The following is an 11798-nucleotide window of genomic DNA, read 5'->3' as shown; positions in this document are numbered from 1 at the left end:
GGATGATCTGGGGTAAGATGAGAGCAAGACAGCGACTATCAATCAATAAGGAGGGGCTATGAAATTTGAAATTACCTCGAATGTTCATTGGGTAGGCAAGATCGATTGGGAGCTGCGAAAGTTTCACGGGGAAGAATATTCCACCCACCGGGGTTCGTCCTACAACTCCTACCTGGTGCGGGACGAAAAGACCGTTCTCATCGATACGGTATGGCTCCCTTTTGCCCGTGACTTTGTGGAGAACCTCGCAAACGAGATCGACCTCAACACCATTGATTATGTTATTGCCAACCACGCGGAGATGGACCATTCGGGCGCTTTGCCGGAACTGATGCGCCGCATACCCGACAAGCCGGTCTATTGCACGGCCAACGGCGTAAAGTCCCTCAAGGGCCACTATCATCAGGATTGGAACTTCCAGGTGGTAAAGACCGGCGACAGGCTGGGTCTCGGAAGCAAGGAACTCGTCTTCATCGAGGCACCCATGCTCCACTGGCCCGATACCATGATGGAATACCTCACGGCCGACGCCATCCTCTTCTCCAACGATGCCTTCGGCCAGCATATCGCCAGTGAACATATGTTCAATGACCTCGTGGTGCAATCGGAGCTTTTTGAAGAGGCGACTAAGTACTATGCCAACATCCTTACGCCTTTTTCGCCCCTCGTAACGAGGAAGATAAACGAGGTGGTCGCCCTGAACCTGCCCGTCAATGCCATCTGCCCCAGTCATGGCGTCATCTGGCGCGACAACCCTCTCCAGATCGTTCATAAATATCTTGAATGGGCGGCAGACTACCAGGAGGACCAGATCACCCTCATCTACGACACCATGTGGAACGGCACACGCAGGCTTGCCGAAGCCATAGCAAAGGGCATCAAGGAAATGGACGGCAAGGTGACGGTGAAGCTCTGCAATGTAGCCCGAAGCGATATCAACGACGTGGTAACGGAGGTTTTCAGGTCGAAGGCCATCCTGCTGGGTTCCCCGACGATCAACAGGGGCGTCCTCAATGCAGTGGCGTCGTTGATAGAAATGGTCGCCGGGCTCAAGTTCAAAAACAAGAAGGCCGCCGCCTTCGGCTGTTACGGCTGGAGCGGCGAATCGGTGAAGATCCTCAATGAAGGGCTGGCAAAAGCCGGGTTCGAGATTGTCCACGAGGGCTTCAGGGCGATGTGGCAGCCGGGCGACGATGAACTGGCACAGGCAGTGCAGTTCGGAAGAGAACTGGCGGGGAAATGAGGATGTCCCGACATCAACACAACACACAACATTAAGGAGGACACAATGGACAAACAGGCGATGATACAAAAGGTGAAGGCCCTTCTGGGCGCGGATGGAAAGATCTCCTGCGAACAGGCCATGAAGCTTGCCGATGCCGAAGGCGTCCCCTACGGGGATATGGGCGACCTTCTCAATGAATTCAAAATCAAGGTGGGAGCATGCCAGCTCCACTGCTTCCCCAACCCGGTGTGCAGTCCCACGGCAAAATGACGGTCCCACCAGGGACTTGCACTCGCTTCACGCCAGTGCAAGTCCCTGATTTATCTTGTCTATGATGTCTTGTTCTGCTAGAATCTGTCGCAGATATCAGCATTATGAGAGGTCAACATCCATGAACATACTTTCCGCTATCGGCAACACGCCACTCGTGGAACTGTGCAATATCAACCCCAATCCCAATGTCAAGATATTGTGTAAGCTCGAAGGCTGCAACCCCGGCGGCTCCGTCAAGGACCGCCCCGCCCTTTACATGATCACCAAGGCCGAAGAGAGGGGAGAGCTTACGAAGGAAAAGACGATCCTCGAGCCCACCTCCGGCAACACGGGCATCGCCATCGCCATGATCGGCGCGGCCAAGGGCTACCACGTCGAACTGTGCATGCCCGCGTGCGTAAGCAACGAACGGCGGCTCATCCTCCAGGGCCTCGGCTCCCAGGTCTTTCTCACACCCGCCAAAGAGAACATAGACGGCGCCATCAGGCAGGCCCTCACGCTTCTTCACGATGAGCCGAAAAAATACTACATGCCCAACCAGTACGAAAACCCCGACAACGTCCTCGCCCATTATGAGACGACGGGCCCCGAGATATTCCGCCAGACGGACGGAGAGGTGGATTACTTCGTCGCCGGCATGGGGACGACGGGCACCCTCATGGGAACCGGCGGCTATCTCAAATCCGTCAAGCCCGGGGTCAAGATAGTCGGCGTGGAACCTGTCGTCGGCCACACCATCCAGGGCCTCAAGAACATGCGGGAATCCATGGTGCCTTCCATCTATCACCCCAAAGAACTCGACCTCAAGGAAATGGTCGAGGACGGGGAAGCCTTCGAAATGACGGGGCTCCTTGCCCAGAAAGAAGGCATATTCGTCGGAACATCGAGCGGAGCCGCGGCGGCAGTCGCCCTGAGGCTCGCCAGGATGATCGACCACGGAACCATTGTAGTCCTCCTCCCGGACCGCGGGGACAGGTACCTCTCCACCATGCAATTCAGGTCCATCTGCGCGAAGTGTCCGCCCTAACAGACCGCTTTAGCCGCTTGAACCGCTTGAACGGAACAGCCAAAAACAGAAGTTCTTTCTTTTAACAGAAAGAGAGAAAAAATACCGCAAACGGGACTGCCTTCAAGAGGGGGTTGCTTCTCAAGTATCCCTTCTTGACGGACGTCCCTGAGATCCCACACGAGAGAAGGATAGAGGTTACCATTGTTGCCAGTGCATGAGAAAGAAGGTATAATGAGACCATTATGGGTGCTCCGGTAAAGGGGGAGGAAAGAGATGGCAAAAGGAATTCTTAAGACAAAACCCCAGGTGATCATGAAAAACGGCCGGCCGAGCGCCGTGATAATCGACATTAAGGACTATCAGGAACTGCTGGACAGGCTCGAAGACAAGGAAGACCTGGCGGATCTCGAGAAGATACGCAAGGGCAGCCTTGAGGTGAGAAAACTCAGCGACTTCCTGGCGGAACCTGAAAATGCGCTATGAGCTTCTCATAGAGAGGCATGCCGAGAAAGACCTGAAAAGATTATCCTCACAACTATTTTCCCAGATCATCACAAAGATAAGAAAACTGGCCATCAACCCTCATCCACAGGGCAGCAGAAAAATAAGCGGTTCCGCCAGAGACTGGAGACTCAGGATTGGCGACTATCGTATCCTTTACGAAATCGACAATCGGGCGGATACTGTCACCATCATGCGCGTCAAACACCGTAAGGATATTTATCGCGACCTGTAGCGGGTGCTCCAGAAGGTGCTCTCATGGAACAATTGGAGATCAGCAGAGCCTTTACCCTATTGGAACCGGGGCCCGTCGTCCTTGTTACGACGAATGACGGAAAGAAGGACAACATCATGACGATCTCATGGACAATGGTCGTGGATTTCACACCGATCTTCGCCATAACCACGGGAGAATGGAACTATTCCTTCAGGGCCCTTCGGAAAACAAAGGAGTGTGTCATTGCAATCCCCACCGTCGATATGCTTGACAAGATAGTCGGAATAGGAACATGCTCCGGCGCCGACACGGACAAATTTACGAAATTCAGGCTCACCCCCGTAAAAGGCAAGATAGTCAAAGCACCATTGATAAAAGAATGCCTCGCTAACATCGAGTGCAAGGTCATCGACATCATCAAGAAACACAACATCATCATCCTCGAAGCCGCCGCGGCATACTTCGACAGCTCCCGCAAAGAGAAACGAACCATCCACGCCGTCGGTGACGGCACATTCATCGCAGATGGACGCAAGCTTGACCGAAAACAAATGATGGCGTCAAAACTTCCGGCTGGCGTCTAGCCCTCAAAGGTCAGGCGCTTTCGCAAGGACCGCGAAGAGAAACAGAAGAAGAAGAAGAAGAAGAAGAAGAAAGGCTTAAACGGCACTGCCTGTGCTTCACTGGTGGGTGCGCGTGCGTGCGGGGTCTCAGGGCCGGGCAGCCACGCTCCGGATCACACCCGTTACGTGCTTTCGACTCGCTCGATGCTCATTGCGGACAGAGGTCGGCGCAGGTTTCAAGCTAGTCATCCGCAGACATAACTCCATAGCATATCGCCAACACAGTGCAGTCAGACGCATCGGTCCCGGCCACTACCGTGCCCGGTCCGCGCTCCCCGAAACCACAACGGGTCCCGTGGTCCTACGCTAACGGCTGCCCGGCCCTGAGACCCCGCACGAGAGAGGGATTGGAGGTTGGGGGAAGGTGGGCAAAGGCAACTGCTTGGGGCTCCGACCCCAAAAGGCTTAAGGGAAAGCATAGTGTACATCTTAAGAAATTAAGAAACTCAAATCGTTTAGGGGGCATTGAAGAATAACTTGATTTCTGTGGAACGTCCCCGGTCTGCTCCCTCCTTTCGGGGCTATTATTTCGGTAACATCCTTTATGAGTCAACGATCTTTCTCTCACCACCCTTTGGGTAACATTTTTTATGAGGCAATTCGATTTCGGTTATTAGCTTGTCATTTATTTTGGTTAATAATAGAATGTTACAAAATACTGAATTCGTTAGCGAGAAGTTGAAAAACATGAATAGCCACGTAGAAGGCAGTGTAATGTCAAACCAGCCAGCCAAGACTCCAATCCGATATCCGGGCGGTAAGCAGAGATTCCTTAACCAGATTGTGGCGACTCTACCTCGGGTCGATGCAATCGAGGGTCACTTTGTCGAACCATTCCTTGGTGGTGGTTCCGTATTCTTTGCCATACAAGCAAAGCCGGCAATCTTAAGTGATAAAAATTCGGAATTGATTGACCTCTACAAGGGAATTCGTAGAGCTCCGCATAAAGTATGGGAAATATACTCTGGCTACAAGAGTGGAAAAAGGGAGTACTATCGGATTCGCCGGCAGGACACTACTGGATGGGACGTCATCTCTAAAGCCGCTCGTACACTCTATCTAAACCGAACATGCTTCAAAGGTATGTGGCGTCAGAACTCCCAGGGTCGCTTTAACATCGGATATGGAGGACAGGGACGCCGATGGGCCATAGCAGAAGAAGATCTTGTCCAGGTTGCCAAAGCCCTCAGAGGCGTAAAACTTCTGTGTGCTGATTTCGAGACCGTAGTTGATGCCTCACAGAAAAAGGATTTCATCTTTCTGGACCCTCCATACCACCCTGGTCGTCGGGAGTCGCGGGTCGATCACTACATGTTCGCGCAGTTCACCTTTACATCCCACCAACGCCTCGCCGCATCCCTTAATCGAGCTACTGAGCGTGGAGTGCGATGGGTTATGACCATATCATCCCACGAAGATATCAAGGCGCTATACCCTCAATATGCAATGATCCCATTCAGAGTTGGAGTCGGTCATTCGCCAGGACACATCACCAAAGAAACCGGCGAGGTGCTCGTAATGAATTTTTGAGGAGATAATATGAAGGAGTTTTTTGAAGATGCTGCGATGCAGGATCATCCGTTGCGCATTCTACAGCAGTTCGTGGAACGTGAAGACGCCAATGAAAAAGCTAAGAAATACAACGAGATGCGCTTTGTAGGTTATGTTCTTGATATTGGATACGATACTCTCACGATCATAACCTCAGACCCCTTCAAAATCGCCGTAGGTGGTGTTCCCCGCAACTCGCTGCTCATTATGGCACCCGCCAACTTCTATTCTCTTCCACCCCACTTCACATTGCTTCGTGTCCTTGAATCGGCACCAACGCCGTTGTCGCAGGACGTTCAGCAAACCTATTTTGAACTCCAGAAGAAATCTATGCCCGAACTGGACGTTTTTACCCAAAGCGAGCTACAATGGGGGGCTCTCAAGACGAGCGTCCTCGGTATGTTCTATCCGCATCCCGAAAAGCTCAACGAAGTCGAATTCTCAGGAGATTTGAATAACTTTGTAAGCGCCCACAAGTATCGAGTCTATGCGCCTTGCGATGATCTGCTGAATTTAATTGTGAACACGTTGGTTCGAGTCGAGGGCCGCTTCTCGATGGGCAAGCTGAGAATGACGGAATGCAGACTACCGCTACCAGGAAAGCCCACTCCAAATGTTGATGTGAACGTAACAACTAATGATTTCATGGGATGCCGGACTGCGATGTTCGGCAAGACCCGCCTTGGCAAGAGCAATGTAGTGAAACTCATTGCTCAAAGCCTGATCGAGACGCAGCCTAATGTAGGCCAACTTATTTTCGACATTAATGGTGAGTATGCCAACGACAACCCTCAGGACAACAATCGTTCCCTGGCCAGTGGATATCCGGCTAAATGTACCGTCTACGCATTGACACCGAAATCTGGCACTCCGTCCCGTCCTCTAAAACTAAATTTCTTCACAAATCCAGAAGGTTCCCTCCCTGTGTTGGCCAGCCTGCTGCGGCAGGCAAACCGGGATTCAGCATACATTAATGCATTCGCCAGCGTAGAGCTTCCATCTGTCGCTGATGTGATGGCCATGCCAATAGGCGGTGATAAGATTCGACTGATCCGCCGTATTCAGACGTACTGGGCAGTACTGTCGAAAGCCAGTTTTCCAGCAGATGAAACCACTTTACGACAACTTGGTCTGACATCCGGGGCTACAAGAAATTTTAACCCAGGGTTTTCTCAGAACCTCCGAAACGCAGCATTCAACAAAAACCCGCCTGCGCCTCCGAATTCCCTTAGCAGCCTCATTACTGAACTCGAGGCAGTGAATCGTTACCGCCGAAGCGCTCCAGCAAATGACCCTAGTCTTCAGTCCGGTGGCGGACCGCTTTTTAGCTCTGAGGATATAGCCCTTCTTGAGTTTCTTGAACCCCCGCCTGGGCGCGCCGGGATCTCCCTGTTGTTACCTTTTCGCAACTATCACGACCCCAATGCTGGTAACTTCATATCAGACATCTTGACGCTGATTAATGCCGGGCAAACCGTCATCCTCGATCTGGGAAATGCAAACCCGAAGGTTATGGAATACTTCTCCAATGAACTTTCGAAAGCTGTTTTTAACCACCAGGTGGACAAGTTCAGCAACAATAATCTCGGCGATCACTTTGTCCAGCTCTATTTTGAAGAGGCGCACAACCTTTTTCCACGCACAGAGGATGTCACCACGATATACAGCCGCTTTGCAAAAGAGGGTGCAAAGTACCATATTGGTATGGTCTATTCCACGCAATCGCCTACCACGATTAACCGAGATCTTCTGGCGCAGACGGAGAACTTTTTCATCGCACACCTTTCCTCGCGTGATGAAGTCTCCGCCCTCGGCAAATTGAATGTGGCTTATGACAGCCTTCAGGACGATATCCTTTCAGCAAAAACACCCGGATACATCCGAATGCTTACTCGTTCGCACCGCTTTGTTGTCCCGGTCCAGGTGTACCTATTCACCCCACCGGCCGCTGTAGGCGCTGAACCGGCTAGTACTTCGGCTGGGAAAGGACGTTAGTGATGGCGTTCCAAGGAGGCCGGAGACTGCCTGCAGAACGGGCAAGCAAGCTCGGACACCTCAAAGTCCTGGATAATCCTCTGGTCCAGAAATTGTGTCGCGAGTTGACGGATGTTGAGCCAAACGCTGAGGAGGCGAGCAGGCTCTGGTCCATAGTTACACCCGGAGGAAATCCGCTCTCCATCGTTTTTGCTGCAGATGGGTCGTACCAGGTTATCAGCAATGAAGCGCCTCCTTATTGCGCACGTGCTTTTATCAAGACCGCGCTACTTCGTATCGACCGACATGCGTTAAGCCTTATAGACAAAGATACGCCACATCCCTTTGCTCTTCGCGACATTCTAAAGGATAGCGCTATGCACCATGCGACGGTGTTCCCGTTGCGTCACGTAGAAATGGCTGGCAAAACGCTGTACGATGCATTGCGCGAAATCATCTATATGTCTCTAACGGAAGATACTGTGCTTGAGCGTCAACCGTACGAGACTTTGAAATGGCTTGTTTACCACAAGTGGAACCCGCGAGCACAACGTGGCTTGCCAGACTTTGAATGTCCCCATTGTCACTTTCCGAGGGCCACGTTGCCATACGATGCTGGCTCAGGGCCCTGCCAGAACTGCGGAAAAACAATACTCATTACCGATATGTTGGGCTTTCACCAAGAAATGTCGGAAGACTCGGCTCCCGATACCATTGCGTCATCATACATGGCGATCCATGAGACCCTCATGCTTTTTACTGGTATCCGATACTACTGGGAAGGAAAGAGAGAAATTCTGAAGAACTGTCTGTTTATCAAGGATGGCCCGCTGTCGATTCGTGCACAATACTCGAAATTGGTTGGTCCCATTAGGGTTTTTATAGAGCATACAGTCCAATCAAACTGCCCGGTCCACATTATTGGACAGGAAAAAAGTGGAACCTTCTTCGATCACCTCACACTAATTCGCGATCACGCCCCCTATCCCTCCTTCTTTATCCCAGATGATGCATACATTAAACAACGAATACAGAACCGACCGAACCAGGGAGCGCCATATGGCCTTGACACCAATTACGGTACTAAGGTCTTTCTCAAACTCAATCCATATCATTCAATGGTTATCAACGTCCCGACCGGTCCCCACCGCCCGAGTCCAATGGTTGCGGACCTTATCGGCTTCGATCGCATCCTAGCGACGCTGCCCACGATCCTGAGCAACCGCTACGAGGGTGCCCTCATGCCAGTGGAGATGGCAAACGGCGTAGCCTCTTTGTCTACGTACCCATCGGCCAAGGTTTTAAAAATGTTTGCTGAACGAATCAGTCGGTGAAAGATTGGGCTGTAAATTAAATAAATTGGGATAGACGCTTAACCTACAAGTGCGAGGAACAATATGGCACATAGATGGCCATGGGTACTGTCAGGATTGATAATCGTATTTGCGGTTTTGATGTTCTGGTGTATTCCTGATATGACAGGTCGCAGCCAACTCGGAGACTATCTTGCAGGTATTGCAAGCACGATTGCTTTCATATGGCTTATCGCCGCATATCTCCAACAGGGGAATGAGCTTCGCCTGCAAAGAGAGGAACTTGCACTGCAGCGCATATCTATTGATCTCCAGCGCGAGGAACTGAAGAGGCTGGGCAAGTTTGCGGCGCTGGAACAGGTCTCTCATTTGCTCGAGCAATTTGATTTGTCTTTGAGAAGCAATTCACAGAGTCCAGTGAAGAGTGCCAACGATCTCCCTATGGCTTTCATTAACACGCTGCCGCTATGGAAGCCGATTCTAGAGGCCAGCGATACGCAGGCTGTGTATGACTCCTACATGGCTTGGGCGAAGATCGAGGCTCCGTGCAACGAATTTCTTTCCCGTATAGTCTCGGCAGTAGAACTCTACTGTGAGGCTACCGGAGATGTTGTTTTTGCCATAGGTACCTCGCCGGTAGAGAAGGTATATTTCAATTACGACAAGTTACTCAACATCCCGTTTGTCCGTCAGTATGTTGGGGCTGCCCACCAGGTCGCGACGAATATGGTCTTAATGGAACCAGGTATCGATAAAATGCACTTGGCAGGTTACGGCGCTATGGATAAGCTCTTTCCTGGTGCCGTAAAAGCCGAAGCCCTCGCTGAACTGAGAGCAAAGGTAGAGGCCCGCGAAGCTTCACTGAAAGAGGAGAACGGCAAAAATGCCTAACAACCGCATGAACCGAATTGTGTCTCTGGCGGGCCACTCCCGGTTGTGCATGCGTTACCGCATTTCTATCAGTAAGTCGCGGCGCTTCACGATAGGCCCCCTGTTCAATTTGGAGGTGAAATAGAGAATGAACGAAATCGCAGAAATCCTAAGTGAAGCCAAGTCGCTGGCGAGAAGGTACCGCAAGCTGACCGGTAAGCCTCTTGGTATCACCGGCGAAGTTGCAGAATTCTCAGCGGCAATGATTCTCGGCTTAGAGTTAATGGGAGCACGGCAGTCTGGTTACGACGCCATACGTCGTGATAATCGAAGGGAAACAAAAATACAAATTAAGGCCCGATGCTTGCCGCCCAATGCAAGATCTGGCCAACGTCTTGGCAGTATTCAGCTCGACAAGGAATGGGACACTGTGCTTCTGGTATTGATGGACGAAGATCTTGAAGTTCTGAGTATACATGAGGCGGAAAGACCGGAAATTGAGCGGGCATTGTTCACTCCAGGATCAAAAGCGAGAAACGAACGCGGCGCTTTGGCTGTTAGCAAATTCAAGGCAATTGGTCGAGAAGTCTGGAAAAGGAACGGCATGCAGTAATTGTTACTCCATTTCATCCCGTAATGTGCAATTCATCTCATGGGTGACAAGGGAACGTTCGGTAAAAAGTAAGTAACTCTTTTCAGGAGAGCTTCAACCCCTTCCTCCTGCCAATGTCCCTGCCGGGCGCAAACCCTGGCAGAATAACCCATGGCCGGCTTCCCCGCTCGCGCGTGGTCCTGGCTCCCCCGGGCAGCCGTTAGCGTAGGATCACGGGACCCGTTGTGGTTTCGGGGAGCGCGGACCGGGCACGGTAGTGGCCGGGACCGATGCGTCTGACTGCACTATGTTGGCGATACGCTATAGAGCTATGTCTGCGGACGACCAGCCGTCAACCTGTACCCACCTCTGTCCGCAATTAGCATCGAGCGAGTCGAAAGCACGTAACGGGTGTGATCCGAAGCGTGGCTGCACGGGGGAGCCAGGACCACGCGCCCCGCAACCTGCTGCAAAAGGGTCCTGGGAGGCGTTCCGCTTCTATTTTCTCCCGGGGTCTTCAGGCGAGGGCTTCCAGGCCTTTCCGGTCGATGAGATCGAGCAGGCGCTGGGCGGGGCCGCTCGGTTTTTTCTGGCCCTGTTCCCACTGTTGCACTGTTGACTTGCCGACTCCGAGAAGTGCCGCGAAGACAGCCTGACTGACGCGGTTCGCGAGGCGAAGACGGCGGATGTCCTCGGGCCCTAAGGGGCGCTTCGTGGGCAAGTGCAGTGCTTCCACCTTGCGCAGGGTGATCTCGTCCATGGCTCCAACCTTGAACAGGTCACGTGCCATCTCGTTGGCTATATCGAGAATCTCGCTCATGTCTGTACCTCCAGTATGGCTCCCTCCTCCAGGAGTGCCGCAACCTGCGCATCGGACGCTAAAATGAAAGACTCGGCCGCGATACTCAGGGCGGCTTCCTCTTCAGCGGTCATGTTGGCCTTCCTGTTCTTGGCGAAGGCGTATAGAAAGATGATGCGTTCAGAGTTCGGTTTCTTATATCCCACGATCGTCCGGTATCCTCCACGCTTTCCACCACCCGAACGGGCCAGCCTCTTCTTGAAGAGCCCGCCGCCGAGATCGGCTTCCACTTTGCCGTCCAGGATCTCCTTCGCAACCCTGAGAAGGAGGGCGTCAGGCAGATTCTCTTTCCGGGCCCAGCGGTGGAACCATCTGTTCTTGAACGCCCGCACTGGTTAAGTATACCACTCAGTGATATAGTACGCAAGGAGGGTCTTTTACTTTCGTGTATCTTTTCCCATAACTGGCTTCCCCGCCCGCGCGTGGTCCTGGCTCCCCCGGGCAGCCGTTGGCTCAAGGATCACGGGACCCGTTGTGGTTTCGGGGAGCGCGGACCGGGCACGGTAGTGGCCTGGACCGATGCGTCTGACTGCACTCTGTTGGCGATACGCTATAGAGCTATGTCTGCGGACGACCAGCCGTTAACCTGCACCCACCTCTGTCCGCAATTAGCATCGAGCGAGTCGAAAGCACGTAACGGGTGTGACCCGAAGCGTGGCTGCACGGGGGAGCCAGGACCACGCGCCCCGCAACCTGCTGCAAAAGGATCTTGTGAACTTTGGGGCCGGTTGGTTTGTTTTGAAGTGGTTTGCACGGCAGGTCATCATGATGTCATGCTCTGTTTCAACCTG

General features: G+C 52.4%; 13 protein-coding genes. 11 read left to right on the top strand and 2 right to left on the bottom strand.

Features of this window, described 5'->3' with window-relative positions:
* Positions 1–58 precede the first annotated feature (58 nt).
* The 11 genes from PHC90_13355 to PHC90_13305 all read left to right on the top strand — a co-directional run bounded on the left by PHC90_13355 (position 59) and on the right by PHC90_13305 (position 10169).
* Positions 59–1243, top strand: coding sequence for an anaerobic nitric oxide reductase flavorubredoxin (locus PHC90_13355; protein ID MDD3847330.1), 1185 nt, complete (start codon positions 59–61; stop codon positions 1241–1243).
* Between the two features lie 45 nt (positions 1244–1288).
* Positions 1289–1495: a hypothetical protein gene (locus PHC90_13350; GenBank protein MDD3847329.1), complete on the top strand. Its 207-nt coding sequence runs from the start codon at positions 1289–1291 to the stop codon at positions 1493–1495.
* 121 nt (positions 1496–1616) lie between these two features.
* A complete protein-coding gene (locus PHC90_13345) occupies positions 1617–2525 on the top strand; it encodes a cysteine synthase family protein (protein ID MDD3847328.1) in 909 nt (302 codons plus the stop codon).
* 255 nt (positions 2526–2780) lie between these two features.
* Positions 2781–2990, top strand: coding sequence for a type II toxin-antitoxin system prevent-host-death family antitoxin (locus PHC90_13340; GenBank protein ID MDD3847327.1), 210 nt, complete (start codon positions 2781–2783; stop codon positions 2988–2990).
* Positions 2980–3243, top strand: coding sequence for a type II toxin-antitoxin system RelE/ParE family toxin (locus PHC90_13335; protein ID MDD3847326.1), 264 nt, complete (start codon positions 2980–2982; stop codon positions 3241–3243). The genes PHC90_13340 and PHC90_13335 overlap by 11 nt, the downstream gene beginning before the upstream one ends.
* A gap of 23 nt (positions 3244–3266) precedes the next feature.
* The gene (locus PHC90_13330) at positions 3267–3809 is read left to right on the top strand and encodes a flavin reductase family protein (protein ID MDD3847325.1); all 543 of its coding nucleotides are present in this window, start codon (positions 3267–3269) and stop codon (positions 3807–3809) included.
* A gap of 726 nt (positions 3810–4535) precedes the next feature.
* Positions 4536–5378 carry a Dam family site-specific DNA-(adenine-N6)-methyltransferase gene (locus tag PHC90_13325; protein ID MDD3847324.1) on the top strand — a complete coding sequence of 281 codons (843 nt, stop codon included), beginning with the start codon at positions 4536–4538 and terminating at the stop codon, positions 5376–5378.
* Between the two features lie 9 nt (positions 5379–5387).
* On the top strand, positions 5388–7394 hold the full coding sequence (locus PHC90_13320; protein ID MDD3847323.1) for a DUF87 domain-containing protein: 2007 nt from the start codon (positions 5388–5390) through the stop codon (positions 7392–7394).
* 2 nt (positions 7395–7396) lie between these two features.
* Positions 7397–8707 carry a hypothetical protein gene (locus PHC90_13315; GenBank protein MDD3847322.1) on the top strand — a complete coding sequence of 437 codons (1311 nt, stop codon included), beginning with the start codon at positions 7397–7399 and terminating at the stop codon, positions 8705–8707.
* A gap of 63 nt (positions 8708–8770) precedes the next feature.
* Positions 8771–9577, top strand: a complete 807-nt coding sequence (locus PHC90_13310; GenBank protein ID MDD3847321.1) for a hypothetical protein — start codon at positions 8771–8773, stop codon at positions 9575–9577.
* Between the two features lie 127 nt (positions 9578–9704).
* Positions 9705–10169, top strand: coding sequence for a hypothetical protein (locus PHC90_13305; protein MDD3847320.1), 465 nt, complete (start codon positions 9705–9707; stop codon positions 10167–10169).
* A 496-nt stretch (positions 10170–10665) separates the two neighbouring features.
* Here the strand turns inward: PHC90_13305 and PHC90_13300 are convergent, their stop codons facing one another.
* Both PHC90_13300 and PHC90_13295 read right to left on the bottom strand, forming a co-directional pair.
* Entirely contained in the window at positions 10666–10968 is a 303-nt protein-coding gene (locus tag PHC90_13300) for a helix-turn-helix domain-containing protein (protein MDD3847319.1), read from the bottom strand.
* On the bottom strand, positions 10965–11339 hold the full coding sequence (locus PHC90_13295) for a type II toxin-antitoxin system RelE/ParE family toxin (protein MDD3847318.1): 375 nt from the start codon (positions 11337–11339) through the stop codon (positions 10965–10967). The genes PHC90_13300 and PHC90_13295 overlap by 4 nt, the downstream gene beginning before the upstream one ends.
* Between the last annotated feature and the right edge of the window lie 459 nt (positions 11340–11798).

The sequence above is a fragment of the Syntrophorhabdaceae bacterium genome (assembly GCA_028698615.1).
Classification (GTDB): domain Bacteria; phylum Desulfobacterota; class Syntrophorhabdia; order Syntrophorhabdales; family Syntrophorhabdaceae; genus Delta-02.
This window is presented reverse-complemented; position numbering and strand designations above follow the sequence as displayed.